The following is a 19,528-nucleotide window of genomic DNA, read 5'->3' on the forward strand; positions in this document are numbered from 1 at the left end:
TGTTTGTGGCATTGGACCATCAGTCGCTGCACAGACAAGGATCGCACCGTCCATTTGCGCAGCACCAGTGATCATGTTTTTCACATAGTCAGCGTGTCCCGGACAATCTACGTGTGCGTAGTGACGAGTTGGAGAGTCATATTCTACGTGAGAAGTATTAATCGTAATACCACGTGCTTTTTCTTCAGGCGCAGAGTCGATTGCTGCATAATCTTTCGCTTCACCACCATAAGTTTTTGCACAAATGGTTGCAATAGCAGCTGTTAAAGTTGTTTTACCATGGTCAACGTGACCGATTGTGCCCACGTTAACGTGCGGCTTATTACGTTCAAACTTGGCTTTAGCCATGATGATCTTCCTTTCTTAAACTGCTCATGAGGATCGCTCATGAGCGCTTGGTTTTTTAACTAAAATTAGTTGGTTAATATAGTAATCCAAAGATTACTCATCGTCACCTTTTTTGCCGCCAGTCTGGAATTTGGTGATAATGCCTTCTGCCACATTACGTGGAGTTTCAGCATATTTAGCGAATTCCATAGAGTACGTTGCACGACCTTGAGACATAGAACGCATTTGAGTTGCGTAACCGAACATCTCAGCAAGTGGAACTTCTGCTTTAATTGCTTTTGTTCCGCCAGGAAGATCGTCCATACCTTGAACCATACCACGACGACGGTTTAAGTCACCCATGATATCGCCCATATAATCTTCTGGAGTTTCTACTTCCACTTTCATGATTGGCTCAAGAAGTACAGGATCTGCTTTCATGAAACCATCACGGAAGGCATAAGAACCCGCCATTTTGAAAGATAATTCATCAGAGTCGACATCATGGTAAGAACCATCATAAAGAACAGCTTTTACACCTACAACAGGATAGCCTGCAAGGACACCGTTCTTCATACGTTCCTGAATACCCTTGTCTACCGCACCAAAGAATTCTTTAGGTACAACACCACCAACAACTTCTTCTGCAAACTCGTAATCCTTACCAGCAGCTTCGACATCAAGTGGTTCTAGACGAACATAAACGTGACCAAATTTACCTTTACCACCTGTTTGACGTACGAACTTACCTTCTTGTTCAACAGTCTTTTTGATGGTTTCACGGTATGCAACCATTGGTTTACCGATATTTGCTTCAACACCGAATTCACGTTTCATACGGTCAACGATGATGTCTAGGTGAAGCTCACCCATACCAGCAATAATGGTTTGACCAGATTCTTCATCAGTACGTACACGGAATGATGGATCTTCTTTGGCCAAACGCCCCAAAGCAATTGACATTTTTTCTTGGTCAGCTTTAGTTTTTGGTTCAACTGCAAGTGCAATTACTGGTTCTGGGAATTCCATACGTTCAAGCGTAATGATATTTTTTTCATCACATAATGTATCACCCGTAGTAACGTCTTTAAGACCTACACACGCTGCGATATCACCTGCACGAATTTCATCAAGATCCTGACGCTCGTTGGCATGCATCTGTACGATACGACCAATACGTTCACGTTTAGATTTAACTGGGTTATAAACCGCATCACCCTGTTTAAGTACACCAGAATAAACACGTACGAAAGTCAAGTTACCTACGAATTTGTCGTTCATGATTTTGAACGCAAGTGCAGAGAACGGTGCTTCGTCAGATGCTTCACGAGATGCTTTAGTTTCAGCTTTATCGTCAAGTACACCTTCGATTGCTTTTACTTCTGTTGGTGATGGCAAAAACTGAATCACTGCATCCAACATACGTTGAACACCTTTGTTTTTGAACGCAGAACCACAAAGCATGACTTGAATTTCAGATGCCAAAGTACGGGCACGTAGACCTGCAATGATGTCTTCTTTAGAAAGATCACCTTCTTCCAGATACTTGTCCATTAACTCTTCTGAAGCTTCCGCAGCTGACTCAACCATATTGGTGCGCCATTCATTTGCAGTCTCAAGCAATTCAGCAGGAATATCACCATATTCAAACTGCATACCCTGAGATGCTTCATCCCAGATAATGGCTTTCATTTCAATAAGGTCAACAACACCCTGGAAACTATCTTCAGCACCAATTGGTACAACGATTGGTACAGGATTTGCACCAAGACGTGTTTTCATTTGCTCTACAACACGGAAGAAGTTGGCGCCAGTACGGTCCATCTTATTCACAAATGCCAAACGTGGTACTTGATACTTGTTTGCTTGACGCCATACAGTTTCAGACTGAGGTTGTACGCCACCAACTGCACAGTAAACCATGCATGCACCATCTAGAACACGCATTGAACGCTCTACTTCAATGGTAAAGTCAACGTGCCCCGGAGTATCAATTACGTTAATACGGTGTTGTGGGAATTGGTTACCCATACCAGACCAGAAACAGGTTGTTGCCGCAGAAGTAATGGTAATACCACGTTCCTGTTCCTGTTCCATCCAATCCATTGTTGCTGCACCATCATGTACTTCACCAATTTTGTGAGATACACCTGTGTAGAACAAAATACGTTCTGTGGTAGTTGTTTTACCTGCGTCAATGTGCGCAGAGATACCGATATTACGGTAGCGGGAAATCGGAGTTTGGCGAGCCATAATGTCTTACATTCCTAAATATTTTGTTAAAACAGGACGCATCAAGATTTGATGCGTACGAATACTTAATATCGGGCAACTTAAATACCCGCAAATCCCCCACTTGGGTAAAGTGCGAGGTTAAATCGAGCTGCGGTACGCATAAGTATTCTCCTGATCAGGGACTGTTTTATCCGTTTAGAAACGGTAATGAGAGAAGGCTTTGTTAGCTTCAGCCATACGGTGCACGTCTTCACGTTTTTTGATTGCTGCACCTTTGCCTTCAGCTGCATCAAGCAACTCACCAGCAAGACGTAAAGCCATAGTTTTTTCAGAACGCTTTGCAGCAGCATCTACTAACCAACGCATAGCCAAGGCAGTACGACGGGATGGGCGTACTTCCATAGGTACTTGATAAGTAGCACCACCAACACGGCGTGCTTTTACTTCGACCATTGGACGAACTTTTTCAAGAGTGGTTTCAAAAAATTCTACTGGATCGACTTTATTTTTTTCTTGAACACGGTCTAAAGCACCATAAACGATACTTTCTGCAATAGATTTTTTACCATCTTGCATCACGTGGTTCATAAATTTAGCAATTGTTTGGCTACCGAACTTAGGATCCGGAAGGATTTCACGGGCAGCGACTACGCGACGTCTTGGCATTTTAATACACCTAATATTATGACACTTCAGGATAATCCAGCAGTTTGTGCAAGTGTCATGCACGCTACGCTGGCCTTACTATACGTCGCTTGAATTTCAAATCTGTTACACACATTCAAACAAGCGAAACGCTAAAGGATTTTTGGTACTTTTTTTCCTAAAAATTATTTCTTAGGACGTTTTGCACCATATTTAGAACGTGACTGGTTACGATCTTTCACACCAGCACAGTCTAAAGAACCACGAACAGTGTGATAACGTACACCCGGTAAGTCTTTAACACGACCACCACGGATTAATACAACACTGTGTTCTTGTAAATTGTGGCCTTCACCACCGATATAGCTAGAAACTTCAAAACCAGAAGTTAAGCGAACACGGCAAACTTTACGCATTGCTGAGTTAGGTTTTTTAGGTGTAGTTGTATATACACGAGTACACACACCACGGCGCTGAGGACAAGCCTTAAGCGCAGGAACTTTGGATTTCTCAACCAAAGTAGAACGACCCTTACGGATCAACTGATTTGTTGTTGCCATATGGCAATTCTCCCGTTATTAAACAACCTTAAAAAGTAAAAAATGCCACTTTTTAAGGGCATGGAATTGTAGTCTATATCAGAATGCCGGTCAACAATTAGTAATCAAACATGAGGTTTAAAATACGGTATTGAATTATGGATTAATCACGATATTTATAAAACACTAAGGCCTGCTGAAATTTTATGTGTGACGAATAAAATTCCAGCAAACCATTTACGTACGACTATTTACTAATTAATCAGACTATTGGTCACTACCCTGCGCTTTTGTTACTTTTTTCTGACGAGGTGATCGTTTTGCTTTTGCCTGACCAGAAGGTGTTTTTTGGGTAGTTTGTGGCACTGTATTATGCGTCGTTTGCTGGTTTTCATACTCTGGATTTAGAGATTTTTCGGCTACAGGAGTTTCAACGTACTGCTCTGCCAGTGCTTCAATCCCTTTTTGTATGGCAATATCATCCGGCACTTCAACAACAGCCTGTTCGGTATTTTGCTGTTGGTCTTTGTCCTGAACTTGTACTTCTACAATGGCATCATTCTTTGGTTCTGTAGCACTACTTGATTTCTGATAGGAAGATGACTCATGTAATTCAGGTATAAATGCTTTTTTATTTTCATCTACTCTATTTTGCTGGTAAGCATCAAATACAGAGATCTGTTGATCATGATGAATTTGTAAATATTGACGCGCTGAGGCAAACATTTCATCGGCCTGTTTAGCCACAGCATCAATCATTTTTACATTATAGTATGCTGCCACTGCACCACCAATGACCGGTGTCACAAACTTTAATACAGAAATTTTATGCAGCCATTGCAATTTAGACCATTTATACTGTCCTTGCTGATCTTTAAAATAATCTTGGAATTGTGCAATTGAGTAACCTGTACCCAAGAAATTTTGTAGTTGTTGATAATCACCAGATTTAAAAATACTCTGTAATGTACGCAATCCCAGAAGAATGGTTTGTTTTTCTGCAACCAAGCCAATGTCTGCTTTTGACAGTGCATGATATACCGCCCGTTGATCTTCATCATTATCCAGTTCAAAACCATACACATGACCAATTTCATAAATGGTTTTTAAGCTAATAATCACTGAAACAGGTAAATCAATCGCGGCACCAACCACACCTGTTGCACCACAAATTGCCCCTTGTGTCACAGCCAGGATTTTATTGTTTTCTTTAAATGCACGACTTGCTCGTTGTGAGCGTTCAAGATTTTGCTGTAATTCCTCGATATTTTTTTGTCCTGTTTGATGAAGCACATGATCTGTTGTAGCAATTTGTCGAGAAAAATCACTCAATAATTTAAACACTTCATCAGCGGCCTGATCCAGACCATTTGGGACTACAAATCTCGCCAATTGATTTACAGTTGTATAATGCCGACCCAAAACCTGACGGGTAATGGATGGAAACTGATGACGGAACATTTGCTGTACATCCGCATAATCTGTATCTAAGGGATCTCGGATTTTTGCTTCTCCTTCAATGACCTGATGATTCTGAACTTTTGAAGATGAGGAAGCAGCATTTTTTTTTGCAATTGTTTTCAGTTGTTTGACCATACCCAAAATAGCTGATGTTTTACTCATATCTTTTCTCTAATAAATTGTGTGTATTTATTCTCATTAAAAGCAGTTTTGTGTCGTGATGCAAGTTTGTTATGTTATTAAAGCGTTTAAAAATTATCTTTATTTTACCTTGAAAAGAATTTCACTTACCGACTTATAACACGAAAACTTTTGACTTTAACACGCTAAACCATAATATAAAAATCATCACTTTTATGAATAGATTCAGATGACTATCAACAATATTGCCACTACAGAACAATTAAGACAAAGTGCAGAACACAAATATGCTGATGAATTAAATTTACTTCGGCAACAAGACAAAAAAGTCAGACCTTCCGGTTGGCAACTTTCTGCCCACGCTGTACGAGATTTTATTTTGGGTAATGAGCATCTGAGAATTAGTAAAAAATTTTATGGTGATGATGCACTGGTTGATCGTGCATTGGTTACGCTAATGGGAAAGCAAGGATTAATGCTGGTTGGCGAACCCGGAACCGCAAAATCCATGCTTTCGGAATTATTGAGTGCAGCAATTGGAGGGAGTTCACAATTTACTGTTCAGGGAACGGCAGGCACGACTGAAGACCATATTAAATATTCATGGAATTACGCTTTATTACTTTCACAAGGCCCTACTGAACAATCATTGATTCCCTCTCCAGTTTTTTATGCTATGCAACAAGGTTGTATTGCGCGCTTTGAAGAAATTACTCGCTGCCCTGCGGAAATTCAGGACGTTTTGGTATCGTTATTGTCAGAAAAACAGATCATGATTCCAGAAATGGGACAAAATTTTAGCCTACATGCCAATAAAGGATTTAATCTGATTGCAACTGCCAATTTACGTGATCGTGGCGTGCATGAAATGTCTTCAGCCCTCAAACGACGCTTTAACTTTGAAACGGTTAAACCCATTAAAGATCGTGCGTTTGAAGTTGAATTATTACAATTACAACTTAAAAACGAACTTCAGGAGCTTAACAATGAAGTAAATATTCAGCCTGATATTATTGAGTTGCTGGTAACTGTTTTTCAGGAATTACGCTCAGGGCAAACGCAACAAGGAACGCAATTAAAAACACCAGATGCAGTGATGTCAACAGCCGAAGCAGTAAATATTGCGCATGCTGCCTGTTTACAAGCAATTTATCTGGATGGTGGTGAATTAAGTGCAGCTCACCTTGCGCAACAACTTTTAGGTGTCGTTTTTAAAGATAATGCAGATGATGCTAGACGATTACGTTATTACCTTGATACCGTCGTTAAAGAACGTAGTCGTCAGGATCGACACTGGAAAGCATTTTTTGAAGCCAGTCGGAATTTTTAAATCATGGATGTTTTTTCCACAGTATGTTGGCCAGAACGTTTAACTGAGGCACTGCAAAAACAGCAACAATTGATGCAACAGAATATCTTCTTTGCACCGATTCGCCATCATAGTCCTGCCTGTGCGTATACACTAAAATATTACATTCAAGATTTACAGCCTACACATATTCTGATTGAAGCACCATATAGCTTTCAACCGTTACTTACCGATTTATTATCTGAACATACCGTACCTCCTATCGCAATTTTTGCTCAGGCACACATGCCAAATAATCGTAAAAGCGAAGATTGTGAAGATACGGCTAATTTATTACATTCTGCTTATTTTCCTTTTTGCGATTATTCACCCGAATGGATTGCTTTGCATGAAGGTCACAATCTTGAGGCAAAATTACAATTTATTGATCAAAGCTGGGCAGAACAATGTCACCAGCAAATGTCCCTTAATCAGAACTCAACACAACAAAATAATTTAATGCAAGAACGTTATTTGGCACATAGCCAATTTATTCAGCAACTTGCACAACGTTTACATTGCCGCAACCATGATGAATTATGGGATCATTTATTTGAACTACAAACTCCTGAACAACTGCATCAGGCACAGGATTTCTTTAAGCATGTGTTTGGCTGGTGTGCTTTAGCACGGCTAGACTATGAACAAGAAGTATTATTAAGGGAAGGCTCACTACATCGTGAATATTGTATGCTACAGCATATTCAGCCGCTGATGGGACAAGACCATAAGATTTTGGTTGTGACAGGTGGATTTCACACATTGGCATTGATTGAGCAATTAACTGATCAAACACCACACAAATATTTAATTGACTCCGGAGCAGTCAAATGGTCAGAACAAAACTGGTTAATCCGCTATAGTTTTGATCGGCTGGATGCATTAAATGGTTATGCATCTGGCATGCCTTCACCTGCATATTATCAAAGTTTATGGCAAAATCTGAACCAGATGACTGGTAATCCTTTGTCGAAGCAAGAACATCCGTCAGAAAATACCACACAACACTGTCTTGATTATCTTAGCCGACTATGCCGAGAGTTGGCAGATAAACAAGCTCTGGAAGTCACGCCATACATTGCCTTGAAGCATACATCAGAATTGGCGCTTGGTCTGGCACAGTTAAGAGGACATTATCGCCCGAGTCGTTATGATATCTTAGATGCACTACAAACAGCATTAATTAAAGGTGAAATGGATGATGGTCAACACTATTTACTAAAATGTATCCATGACTATGTAAGTGGACAGCAATTGGGACAAGTAGCAAAAACTCAGCGTAGCCCGGCTTTATTACAAAATACTTATCAGCTTGCCCAAAATTTTCGCTTTAAACTGGATGACACTCTAAATAAACAACGAAAACTGGATATTTATCGAAAACCCCTACACCAAAAAATCAGCCAATTTTTACATTTACTGAGTTATATCAATGTGGGATTTGCTGAATGCTTGTCTGGCCCTGACTTTGTTCATGGTGTCAGCATGTCATTATTATTTGAAGAATGGCGTTATGCATGGACACCAAGTGTAGAAGCGCGATTAATTGAACTGGCAGAACAAGGTGATCAGCTTAAAATAATTGCTAGTCGGCAACTATTACAAACACAGCAACAATTACAAAAACAGGGGCTTGGGCAATCGGCAGATCATACCGCCAAATTATTTGCACAAGCGTGTCAATTGGGATTGAATCAGCAACTGGCTTTGTTTAGCCAGCAATTAAATCAATATTTGCATCAGGATCAAAATTTAGGTTCACTGATTAATGCCACAGAACAACTTTTTTATCTCTGGCATGGCAAAACACTATTACAATTACCTGAGCAATTATTAAAAGAAAATATTATTTTGGCACTGCAACAAGCGTGTTTTGCACTGGATCAAATTTATGATGAACATGAAGAAAAAATTGAAAAGAATCTTAAAAATTTAAAAACATTGCATACACTACTTCATAACAGCAGACAACAATTTAATATCGACAATCCTTTGGAATTATTTTATCAAAATATCGATGTTTCCAGACTGCAACATATTCAACTTGCTAAATTATTTGGCGCTTTGCAATGTTTACTTTACCTGGATGGCCATTTAAGTAGCTCTGCACTTCAACAATCCATCGTACAGGCGTTTGGCTCTGGGTCACATCCTGAGTCTGCCATACAATATCTTCAAGGTATATTATTTATCGCACCTGAGATCTTTGTACAATCTGACATTGCCATCAAAACTTTACATCAATTGATCGGAAAATGGCAAGATGAGGAATTTTTAAGACTTTTGCCGGATTTACGCTATATCTTCAGTCAACTTAGCCCTCAACAGAGTCAATGTATTTCAGAAAAGATTTCCCAATATACAGGCTTACAAAATGATCTAGTCCTTGATCAGGTCTATGGTCATATTTCTGAACAGGAAATGTTGCTAGGCGCAGCACTGAATCAGCAATTAAAAACCATGCTAGAAAAAAATCAGTTACAAGAGTGGATAAATACATCTATTCAAACAGGAGAATCATCATGACAAAACCCGATTCTACTGTCGAACACCCACCTCACGATCCATTGGAACAAGCCAGACGTTGGCGGCTCATTCTGGGACGATATGCAGATAAAAATTTACAACAAGCCAATCTTTCAGGTCAGCAATTGCAATTGGAACGCTCTCTGGATTTTTTATATCAACACGAATATAAACGCCGTGGTATCCATCAACACCAACACCGTCATGGTAGTCTGGATGCCTCACAACTGACGGCAATTAACTGGCTCAATCAAAGTCGTAAACTTTTTCCCAAATCTACATTTGAGCGCATGCAGAAGCAAGCGATCGAACGCTACCAAATGAGTCATTTATTAAAAAGTCCTGAACATATTCAGCAATTAGATCCCAGTCCCGAAATTGCTAAAGCCTTATTGAGTATGCGAGGACAATTAAATGCTGAAATGCGTACTGCAATTAAAAACTTAATTACTCAAGTCGTTGCAGATATGCTGGAAAAGATTCGTCCACGTTTTTTACAAACCATACAGGGTCGGCGTCATCGTTTTAAACGCTCACACATCAAACAATCACAAAACTTTGACTGGCGCCGTACAATTGCATTGAATTTAAAACATTATCAACCTTCTCTACAACAATTGATTATTCAACAGCCTGTGTTTAATGCTCGTGTACAGCAACATTTACCCTGGGAAATTGTATTGTGCGTTGACCAAAGCGGCTCCATGATGGATTCCGTGATGTACGCAGCAATTTGTGCCAGTATTTTGGCAGCTTTACCAGCAGTTACAACACATCTCGTATTGTTTGATACACAAGTGGTAGATCTAACACATCTGGCACATGATCCGGTTGAAATTTTACTGACGATTCAATTAGGTGGTGGAACGAATATTGCTCAAGCCATGCACTATTGTGCCCAAAAGATCACCCAGCCCCAGAGAAGTATATTTATTTTAATCAGTGATTTTGAAGAAGGTGGATCGATTCAAGATATGTTACGAGTAACCGCTCAATTAAATGAACAAGGTTGTCGTTTGCTTGGACTTGCCGCACTGGATCAAGCGGCACATCCTGTTTATGATAAAAATACCGCACAACAGCTACAGCAACGTGGCATGCAGGTTGCTGCCATGACACCTGAACATCTGGCCGACTGGTTTGCCGAGGTCATGCAATGAGTCAGCATATTTACACTCAATATGATGAAGACAGTCTGATGACTTTTGCTAATGCTGGTTTACTTAGACGTGCCAAAAAATCACTGGATACGGTGCAACCACAACAGGATATCGCAACTACAGTCTTACCTTTTAAATTTATGGTAGAGGGATATGAGGTAATTTTACCTGAGCAAGGTATTGTTGCAGCCAGTTGTAATTGTCCGGCACAGGAGTGCTGTAAACATATTCTGAGTAGTATTTTATGGCTACAAACACAGCAATTTATTGCAACTGATACCGCAACGATCACAATACCATCATCTGAGAATCAATGTTCTGCACTACAATCAGCAATGTCTTTGGACATAGAAAAACTGCAAAAACAGGTTGGTAAAGCACAACGTTTATTGGCTCAACAAATCGTACAGGACTGGTTGCAAACTCCAGATCATTGCCGCATTGACCTTCAACCAGAAAAAATCTTGTTTTACACTCAATACTCAAGTTCTGCGATTAATTATTTTGCCAATACAGGATTTTCCGGTATGTTGTCGGACATCGCTAATTCACAAAAGTCAGCAGTTCATTTGGCCTGTATTGCCTATTTATTTCAGCAACAGCAACAATTTTGGCACTGGCAAGACCAAACACAATTTATAGACGTAGCATCTGAACAATTACAACCTGATCAACGCCAATTCATTGAAGATATTCTTGATTTTTGTCTAAATCTCATTCAACACGGCTTATCACATATTACTCAGACATCTGTCATGGCACTACATTTATTGAACATGCAGGCGCGTACACAGGATTTACCCCGACTTGCTGCACAATTACGTCAACTTTATAGTCAAATTGAACAATTACTGGCAGAAGATATACATTGTCATGAAAGCCATATTTTCCAAGAACTTGCTGGCTTATATGCTTATTTAAATGTTTTAAAACAAAGTCATGAACCAAAACAGCTTATGTTACTTAAAGGACAAGCACGGCGTGATTACCAAAACACCTCCTTCAACCACTTACTAGCTCTGGGCGCAGAATGGTGGCAAATACCTAGTGGCGCACGTGGCTTGACGTTATGCTTTTGGGATGATCAACAAAACACTTTGGTCGAGGTGACTCAAGCTCGTAGTAATGCACTGGATTTAAGTTTTGATCAAAGTAGTGTTGCCAACAATGGAATATGGGGGTGTTCATTATCCTTTTTGCTTAAAAACCAGATACAACTTTCTCAGGCCAAAATGACTGAATCGATGCAGATCAGCCCATCAAAAGAGACCACTGTACACGTTTTAGCACCTTTAGCCGAACTATCGCCATCGGTTTTTCGGGATAAGCAGATTGGCATTCAGAATTGGCAACAATTACAAGATAAAATTCAGCAAAACAACCCATTATTTTCACAAACTACACAATATTTTTTCCTGAATATTGAAAGTATGAGTGAAATTGAACTTAATGAAATTAACCAGCGTTTTGAATTCTGGGTAGAGGATGTCAACGGACAACAATTACAGCTTTCCTTAGCTGTTCAATCCGGGCAACAATACAAAATTGAACAACTGGATTACTGGCGTAAACAGCAAAAAATTATCGGTATATTGGTACGCATACAACGCCAAGCGCAAGCATTATATTTTATCCCCGTCAGCTTAATGCTAAATCGTGAACATCCGGAAATTTTTAGTCTGGATTATGATCGTATTCCGGTAGTCAAAAAACAAAAAAGTCTATTGGAAAATCTGGCCGGACGAATCACTAAATTACTCGAAAAGCAACAACAGCAAGCTTTCGTGGCAAACTTTCCTCAAAATCAGATTGATCTGAGTTTAACACATACCCTGACCTTGCTGGAATTTTATGCCAATACAGGCAGACAACAATTTGATGAAGATGATCAACTACAAATTAATGCATTAATTGAACAATTTCGGTCGCTTGGATTAAATATCATGGCAGAAGTATTACAACAACAACCGTTTACAACCATGCTTTTAAAGACTCGATTTTTGATAGAGATGTTACATAACCTGCGTCAACAGTTACCTTTAAAGTGACAATTTGTGTCGTGCAACAACAATACTATACTTTTTTATCAATATCTTTTTTCCTAAAATTTTTTTAATGAAAAAAACCATCTGTAAGATAGACGGAACCGAATTATGCTGAATCAATTATTTAATAAATTAGGTAATTTACTTGGGTTACAAGACCAAGCTTCATTGCAACTCATTCAAACCATTGTGATGCCACTTGCAAAAATAGATGAGCAACTGGCTTTACAGGCCGTCAACTATATTGTTGAAGGGAATAATCCTGAAATTTTACTAACATTATCTCAGTATCCTGATGATAGACTTTGTACCTTATTAGATCATCCGGGAACGTATGGCTGGTATCACCCACAATATCATCCCAATCATGAAGAAAAAAAACTGATCAAGGCATCTGTTAATGCCCGTACCAAACTCTATATTCATTTATTTGAAAAACTCAGTGCAGAACAAATTATTCGTTATAGCAAATTTTTAGAGGCTGCCACCCAACTTCGAAATTTCAAACAGATTACACCAGATGCACCCAAATGGTTTATCTATCTGGTTGTCGATGCATTTATCAAAACCGATCATTCCCACCAGCACAACCTACCTGAAATTAAAAAATATCTGGAAAGTTGGCGTCTGGAAAAACTTTATCAACTTTTGGAGCAAAATCAGGAAGGAACGGGTATACAAGCTTTTTATGTGCTATTTGAACGCAATGAAGTAGACAGTTATCATCACGATCGCCTGCAAACCATGTTTCGCCTACAAGATTGTAGCAGCTTTTTACTCCAGCATATCGACACCGTTACCAAGATACTTCCGCAATTCAGTGCATCAGGACAATTACAATTTATTGAATTCTGCAAAAAGTTTCCTGAATTTCGCAAACAAGTTCCTGAACTGATAACAGCATTAAGTCTGAGTAATAGTAAAACTGTTCGTAACCAAGCAACACCGATGCTTTCGCAACTAAAAACAGAAGACAGCCAATACTATCTCAAGCATTATTTACAACAAGGTTCCAGTAAACAAAGAGGCTATGCCGCAGATCAATTGGCAAGACTTGGAGAGCATAATCTAACGATTTTGCAGCACGCCTTATCTGAGGAAAAACAGAAATCGGTGCAGGACAATATTCAGGCTGCAATTAACCGTATTAATAGTGTACAGGCAGTGACTCAAGCAGAACACAGCAATACACTTGTATTACCGGAATTAAAACCATTAACATTTCAGGACATTCCAGAACAATTTAAACAGGTTCTTCAGGAAAATTATCAACAAGTTCTGGACAAAGCCAGACAATCGGCAGAGAGTGAAAAACAAGATAATAAAACCCGCCAGTATAAATATGACTGGGCGCAACGGCGTTATAAAGAACTATCGGCATATACGCAACAGGATATCGATCAAATCTTTAATGCCATCAATGGCGCGAACAAACTCAAAAAAGCCGATAGTTATCCGATTATTTATCATCAAAATAAGTTACTAAATTATCCTGAATACAGCATATTACATGCAATTCGGATTATTTTTAATCGAGGTCGGGATCATTATATTCATTGGAGTAGTGTTTTTGAGAAACTCAAGCCGGAGCATTATCAACATCTTGAACTGCGTCAACTTGAGCAAATTTTACAACAAATCGGTGTGCATCAGCCTGAACGACAGATTGCCAGAACCATTTTGATCCATGATTATTGGGATTCCCTAAATCATTACTTTCAGGATAAAGATGCCATTTGGCCATTTTTTGCAGAGCATCTAGATCTGATTTCTGAGGCTTTAGGGTTATTGCCAAATCAGGAAAAAAATCAATATTACCAATACTCTCCAAGCAAAGCCATTATGATTCTCGGTACTTTCCCAACTTTGCCTGCGCAATATATTCCTCGTTTACTGGAACTGGCTTTGGGAGAAAACAAGAATCTAAGAGTAGAAGCTCAGCAACTGTTAAAAAATGTCCCAAACATCCAGCAACGTGCCATTGAGGCCTTACAATCAGGCAAACAGGAAATTCGAATTACCGCCATTGAGTGGCTAGCACGACTTCAACATCCTGAAGCCATACAACCTTTGAATGAATTGCTGAAGAAAGAAAAAAAAGAAGTGGTACGTGCAGCTTTACTCACTGCAATTGAGCAATTAGGACAAGATATTTCGGCTTACCTTTCACCAGATCTATTACAAAAAGAAGCTGAAAAAGGCTTACAAGCGAAAGTTTCCAGTAGTTTTCACTGGTTTAATCTTGCGCTATTGCCACAACTAAAATGGAAAGATGGCACAGATATCAACCCACAAATCATTCAATGGTGGGTAATTTTAGCAGAAAAACTCAAGGATCCGATTCCCAATGCTTTGTTACAACGGTATCTGGAGTTACTGGAGCATAAAAGTCAGCAAATATTAGCGCTATTCCTGCTACAAAGTTTTATTCAACAAGACACCCTACACCCAAGTATTGAAGAAGCAATAGAGCAAGCCATTCATCATGCTCCTCAACGCCTGAATAACTATCAGGATATGTTTAAACGTTACGGACAAAAATATCCCGAATATTACGGCAAATATGAACACGTCACACTAGAACAAGTACAAGATGAAATCAAACGTGAACATCTGGGAATCTATCTGGGTTCTGCCATTAAAAGTAAAGGCATACTGGCATTGACCTATCCGATAGCTGGCGCTCAAGCGGTCAAATTGTTACAGGATTATATGAAGCAGCATTATCAACGACGTGCGCAAATTGAATCCATGCTCAGTGCCTTATCAGTGAGTAATGATCCACTGATTATTCAGCTGCTACTCTCAATTTCAAGACGTTATCGCACAGCCTCAGTACAAAAACTTGCGAAACAATTTATTGAACAAATTGCTGATCGCAACCATTGGAGTAGTGACGAATTAGCAGATCGAACCATTCCAACCGCAGGTCTGGATGACACAGGGATCCTTACACTAGATTATGGTAGTCGTACACTCACAGCTCATGTTGATGCAAATGACAAATTTATCCTGAACAATGAAGATGGAAAAATAATTAAAGCATTACCAGCAGCCCGTCAAGGCGATGATGAAAGTGCCATTAAAGAATCCAAAGCGTTATTCAACAACAGTAAAAAAGAATTTAAACAAATCATAAACTTACAAACTCAACGTTTATGTGAAGCTATGTGTAGTGAACGATTATGGACTGTTGCAGATTGGCAGGAATATATTTTTGCACATCCAGTTATGCAACGCTTGATCCAGCGCCTAGTATGGCTGGAAGTCGATGATCAAGGACAAATTATACAAACTTTCCGTCCAAGTGATGATGGTAGCCTGCTTAATCTTGAAGATGATGAAATTCAACTGAATAGCCAAAATAAAATTAAAATTGCTCACACAGTGTTACTTAATCATGAGCAAACACAGGCATGGCAAACACATTTTAAAGATTACAAAGTTAAATTCCTATTTGAACAAATGCAGCATGCCCTACCCGAAATTAAAGACGCAACCAGTACATTTATTGAAGATCGTAAAGGTTGGTTAACGGATACCTATACTCTACGTGGCGTAATTAGCAAATTAGGTTATCAGCGTGCCAGTATTGAAGATGGAGGCTCTTTTGACAGTTATTACAAATTTTTTAGTCAACTGGAAATTTCTGCAGTAATTCACTTTAGTGGCAGTTTTGTTCCTGAAGAAAATATTCCTGCCGTGTTATATGACCTTACTTTTGAAAAAAATCAGATTCGCACATGGTCGGCACAGGGAATACCACTTGATCAAATACCAAAAGTGTTACTGGCTGAATGTTATGCAGACTATCTTAAACTTGCCGCTGCATGTTCAGGTTATGATCCAGAATGGGAGAAAAAAACACCGTGGTAAACTCTTCCAATATTTCTTTTGGATAGATTCAATTATTTTTTGAGATACGGGATACAATGTTAAATTACAACATTGTATCCACCGATCCAAATCAGACGATCGCTAACAGTAAAACTTTTATTGAAAAATAATCCAGTTCACCAGTAAATCTAATATCTTTCGCCATTGCAGCCAGATAATAAACAAGCTTAAATGACGTTAATCTTTTTAGTAACGAATATAAGGGATTTTACATGACTCGTCGTGTTGTGATCACAGGTATGGGTATTAACTCATGTATTGGAAATACACTTGAAGATGTTACCCATGCATTAAAAAATGGTATTTCAGGCACCCGTTTTAATCAAACCTATGCCGACCTTAACTTTAAAAGTCATGTAAGTGCTGCCGCAGAACAAGATTTTGATGGAATTGATCGCAAATTAAAACGTTTTATGGGCGTTTGTGCCATGTATGCCTACAATGCAGCAGTTGATGCAATCAAACATGCTGGGTTAACAACAGAAGACCTCACCAATAACCCTCGTTATGGAATTGCAGGAGGTAGTGGTGGTAACTCTACTGCATCTGTCGTTGAAATGACCAAATTATTAGAAGAAAAAGGCGCACGCAAAATTGGTCCATTTTTCGTCCCTCGCAATATGAGTAACACCATTACAGCCAATCTGGGTGTCGCATTCAAATTACAAGGTGTTGCACATTCAATCACCAGTGCCTGTGCAACTTCTGCTGATGCCATTGGTTATGCATACAATCTGATTCAATTGGGTAAACAAGACTTGATGCTCGCTGGTGGTGGTGAGGAAGATCATTGGTCACAAAGTCTATTATTTGATGCTATGGGTGCACTTAGCTCAAAATATAATGACACACCGGAACAGGCTTCCCGTCCATATTCTGCTGATCGTGATGGCTTTGTCATTGCTGGTGGCGGTGGTTTTGTTATTCTTGAATCACTTGAACATGCACAGGCGCGTGGTGCAAACATTCTTGCTGAAGTTGTGGCTTATGCTGCCAATAGTGATGGTGCAGATATGGTTGCGCCAAGTGGTGAAGGTGCAACACGCTGTATCCTGATGGCATTAGATGAAGCCAAACAACATGGAGTTGAACAGGTTGATTACGTCAATACACATGGCACATCTACCCCTGCTGGCGATGTAACTGAGCTTAAGGCTATGGAACGTGCTTTTGGTGAAGGTCAAGTTCCACCAATTAGCTCAACTAAATCCATGACAGGCCATAGTTTAGGCGCTGCTGGTGTACATGAAGCGATCTACTCTGTACTGATGATGCAAAATGACTTTATTGCGCCAAATATTAACGTTACCGACCTAGACGAAGGTGCAAAAGGCTTTGATATTGTACTTGAAAAACGTGATGCAAAACTGAATACTATCATGAGTAATAGTTTTGGTTTTGGTGGTGTAAATGCTTGCCTGATTTTCAAAAAATGGGCTAATTAACACTACTCACATTTAAGGGTTATTCATGGATGCGCCATCTGATGCTTTTCTTTGGGTAAAAGCATTACATATTATCGCAGTGATCTGTTGGTTCGCTGCGTTATTTTATCTTCCAAGATTATATGTTTACCATGCCATGAGTGATGACAACATCAGTCATCAACGCTTTCAAATCATGGAGCGCAAACTTTACCGTGGCATCATGTGGCCTTCTATGATTGCAACCTTAATTACAGCACATTTTTTGGTTGCCTGGGGTGACCCGATTTATCATTATCATGAAGCGATCTGGTTTTACCTTAAGGTAGCATTGGTTGCGATTTTGATTATCTATCATCTGGTATGTGGATATTACCGCAAGAAACTGATTGAAAATGCCCATTATAAATCACATAAATTCTGGCGTATGTTTAATGAACTACCCACGTTAATTTTAGTTGCTGTCATTATTCTTGTTGTTGTCAAGCCTCAGTTTTAATTTTTAAAACTATATTGTTTTTCCAAGCCTTATACTATATCTAAGGCTTTTTTTATGGTTTAAATACAATATATCCGTCCTGATTTAATATAACGTCAGTTCAAGACAAAATTTTTTATTTTCTACAAATAAATTTAATGTTAATCAAAGAGTCACGACTGAGTTTTACTAAATGAAGCATATTTTAGGATCAACCTTCGATTTGACCTACTTTTCTTTTAGTATCAGGAACATTGTTTTGCAACATTAAAACCATCTTGCGCATGAGAAATATATTTCGTAAAGCTGCTCACTGCAAATTCGGTCAAATACCGCTAAAAAATAAGTGAATTGACAAACATTATCTTACAAATGATGAGTAGACCTCAAACAAGCAGCAGACATTGCTATAAAACAAATTTCTTTTACTCATCTTATCCCTAATTTATGTTTAGTATAGGCTGACCATTTCAAACCAAGACACACACTTAAGGTATCAAAACTAAAATTTGGTATATATTTATGATTAATGAAAATCGTAGTATTCAGTCGGTAGAACGCAGTATGTTGCTTCTGGAACATATTGCACAACGACAAGGCTCTGCAAAACTTTCTGAACTTGCCAGTGCCCTAAACCTGCCCAAAAGTACTGTTTATGGTTTATTAAATACACTGGCTGCATTGGGTTATATTTCCAGACAAGGCACTGCCTATACTTTAGGACTGCGCTTAAATACCATTTCAAAACACGTTATCCATCTGGAAGATGAAATAAAACAATATTATCATACCTTTATACAACAGATTGCAAAACTTAGTGGGCAAACCTGTTATCTTGCTATCGCTTGTGGCAGTAAAGAATACTTATATTTAGCCGCTTATCATGGTACAACAGCACTAAATATCGAACAACATATTCGCAGTCCTCGTGAAAGCCTCACTGCTTCGGCAATTGGAAAAGTCATTCTGGCCAATTCACCGGATTTGATCCGAAGTTTGGGACGTGCCGATTTACTTCCCTCCGAATTAGTGCATGAATTTAAGCAAATTCAAATACAGGGTTATGCACTTGATCTGGAAAACACGCAACAAGGTCTCAACTGCATAGCGATCCCTTTGTTTAAGCAAGGTGTATTTACTGCTGCCCTGGGTATTTCCGGTAGCAAGTCAGATTTTACACAAGAAAATATGTTGGCATTATTGCCTAAAATTTTTTAACAAGTTTGTCATTATCAAACTTTTGGGTCTTTTGCTGTTCAACACTAGGTTCTGAAAAATCATTCTTCTAAACTCTTTTTCAGA

13 protein-coding genes are annotated in these 19,528 nt (G+C 39.0%); 8 read left to right on the top strand and 5 right to left on the bottom strand.

All coding sequences use genetic code 11. The annotated features are described in order from the left end of the window. From F4V57_RS04910 to F4V57_RS04935, 5 genes are all read right to left on the bottom strand, one after another. Positions 1 to 348, bottom strand: a 348-nt coding sequence (locus F4V57_RS04910; protein ID WP_228268225.1) for a GTP-binding protein, incomplete at its 3' end; no start/stop codon positions are given. A 93-nt stretch (positions 349 to 441) separates the two neighbouring features. Beyond that, positions 442 to 2,580, bottom strand: coding sequence for an elongation factor G (gene fusA, locus F4V57_RS04915; protein WP_070069439.1), 2,139 nt, complete (start codon positions 2,578 to 2,580; stop codon positions 442 to 444). Between the two features lie 177 nt (positions 2,581 to 2,757). Further along, positions 2,758 to 3,228 carry a 30S ribosomal protein S7 gene (gene rpsG / locus F4V57_RS04925; protein ID WP_070069440.1) on the bottom strand — a complete coding sequence of 157 codons (471 nt, stop codon included), beginning with the start codon at positions 3,226 to 3,228 and terminating at the stop codon, positions 2,758 to 2,760. Positions 3,229 to 3,392: 164 nt separating this feature from the next. Further along, positions 3,393 to 3,767, bottom strand: a complete 375-nt coding sequence (gene rpsL, locus F4V57_RS04930; protein WP_070069441.1) for a 30S ribosomal protein S12 — start codon at positions 3,765 to 3,767, stop codon at positions 3,393 to 3,395. 246 nt (positions 3,768 to 4,013) lie between these two features. After that, entirely contained in the window at positions 4,014 to 5,369 is a 1,356-nt protein-coding gene (locus F4V57_RS04935; protein WP_070069442.1) for an EcsC family protein, read from the bottom strand. 208 nt (positions 5,370 to 5,577) lie between these two features. Between F4V57_RS04935 and F4V57_RS04940 the strand changes: the two genes are divergently transcribed. The 8 genes from F4V57_RS04940 to F4V57_RS04975 all read left to right on the top strand — a co-directional run bounded on the left by F4V57_RS04940 (position 5,578) and on the right by F4V57_RS04975 (position 19,444). Next, a complete protein-coding gene (locus F4V57_RS04940; RefSeq protein ID WP_070069443.1) occupies positions 5,578 to 6,678 on the top strand; it encodes an ATP-binding protein in 1,101 nt (366 codons plus the stop codon). A gap of 3 nt (positions 6,679 to 6,681) precedes the next feature. Beyond that, positions 6,682 to 9,222 carry a DUF5682 family protein gene (locus F4V57_RS04945; RefSeq protein WP_070069444.1) on the top strand — a complete coding sequence of 847 codons (2,541 nt, stop codon included), beginning with the start codon at positions 6,682 to 6,684 and terminating at the stop codon, positions 9,220 to 9,222. Next, positions 9,219 to 10,382: a VWA domain-containing protein gene (locus tag F4V57_RS04950; protein ID WP_070069445.1), complete on the top strand. Its 1,164-nt coding sequence runs from the start codon at positions 9,219 to 9,221 to the stop codon at positions 10,380 to 10,382. The genes F4V57_RS04945 and F4V57_RS04950 overlap by 4 nt, the downstream gene beginning before the upstream one ends. After that, positions 10,379 to 12,430 carry a hypothetical protein gene (locus tag F4V57_RS04955; RefSeq protein ID WP_070069446.1) on the top strand — a complete coding sequence of 684 codons (2,052 nt, stop codon included), beginning with the start codon at positions 10,379 to 10,381 and terminating at the stop codon, positions 12,428 to 12,430. Before F4V57_RS04950 ends, F4V57_RS04955 begins: the two co-directional genes overlap by 4 nt. Positions 12,431 to 12,535: 105 nt before the next feature. Continuing rightward, on the top strand, positions 12,536 to 16,303 hold the full coding sequence (locus F4V57_RS04960) for a DUF4132 domain-containing protein (RefSeq protein ID WP_070069447.1): 3,768 nt from the start codon (positions 12,536 to 12,538) through the stop codon (positions 16,301 to 16,303). Between the two features lie 233 nt (positions 16,304 to 16,536). Further along, positions 16,537 to 17,769 carry a beta-ketoacyl synthase N-terminal-like domain-containing protein gene (locus F4V57_RS04965; protein ID WP_070069448.1) on the top strand — a complete coding sequence of 411 codons (1,233 nt, stop codon included), beginning with the start codon at positions 16,537 to 16,539 and terminating at the stop codon, positions 17,767 to 17,769. A gap of 25 nt (positions 17,770 to 17,794) precedes the next feature. Then, complete coding sequence (gene hemJ / locus F4V57_RS04970) at positions 17,795 to 18,247, top strand: protoporphyrinogen oxidase HemJ (RefSeq protein WP_070069449.1); 453 nt, start codon at positions 17,795 to 17,797, stop codon at positions 18,245 to 18,247. Positions 18,248 to 18,748: 501 nt separating this feature from the next. After that, the gene (locus F4V57_RS04975) at positions 18,749 to 19,444 is read left to right on the top strand and encodes an IclR family transcriptional regulator (RefSeq protein ID WP_227515671.1); all 696 of its coding nucleotides are present in this window, start codon (positions 18,749 to 18,751) and stop codon (positions 19,442 to 19,444) included. The last annotated feature ends 84 nt before the right edge of the window (positions 19,445 to 19,528 follow it).

It is taken from the genome of Acinetobacter qingfengensis, from assembly GCF_008693185.1.
Taxonomy (GTDB): domain Bacteria; phylum Pseudomonadota; class Gammaproteobacteria; order Pseudomonadales; family Moraxellaceae; genus Acinetobacter; species Acinetobacter qingfengensis.

Bases quoted from the DNA above. Each gene is read 5' to 3' on its own strand.
- fusA (WP_070069439.1), bottom strand. From the start codon at position 2,580: ATGGCTCGCCAAACTCCGATTTCCCGCTACCGTAATATCGGTATCTCT.
- rpsG (WP_070069440.1), bottom strand. From the start codon at position 3,228: ATGCCAAGACGTCGCGTAGTCGCTGCCCGTGAAATCCTTCCGGATCCT.
- rpsL (WP_070069441.1), bottom strand. From the start codon at position 3,767: ATGGCAACAACAAATCAGTTGATCCGTAAGGGTCGTTCTACTTTGGTT.
- F4V57_RS04935 (WP_070069442.1), bottom strand. From the start codon at position 5,369: ATGAGTAAAACATCAGCTATTTTGGGTATGGTCAAACAACTGAAAACA.
- F4V57_RS04940 (WP_070069443.1), top strand. From the start codon at position 5,578: ATGACTATCAACAATATTGCCACTACAGAACAATTAAGACAAAGTGCA.
- F4V57_RS04945 (WP_070069444.1), top strand. From the start codon at position 6,682: ATGGATGTTTTTTCCACAGTATGTTGGCCAGAACGTTTAACTGAGGCA.
- F4V57_RS04950 (WP_070069445.1), top strand. From the start codon at position 9,219: ATGACAAAACCCGATTCTACTGTCGAACACCCACCTCACGATCCATTG.
- F4V57_RS04955 (WP_070069446.1), top strand. From the start codon at position 10,379: ATGAGTCAGCATATTTACACTCAATATGATGAAGACAGTCTGATGACT.
- F4V57_RS04960 (WP_070069447.1), top strand. From the start codon at position 12,536: ATGCTGAATCAATTATTTAATAAATTAGGTAATTTACTTGGGTTACAA.
- F4V57_RS04965 (WP_070069448.1), top strand. From the start codon at position 16,537: ATGACTCGTCGTGTTGTGATCACAGGTATGGGTATTAACTCATGTATT.
- hemJ (WP_070069449.1), top strand. From the start codon at position 17,795: ATGGATGCGCCATCTGATGCTTTTCTTTGGGTAAAAGCATTACATATT.
- F4V57_RS04975 (WP_227515671.1), top strand. From the start codon at position 18,749: ATGATTAATGAAAATCGTAGTATTCAGTCGGTAGAACGCAGTATGTTG.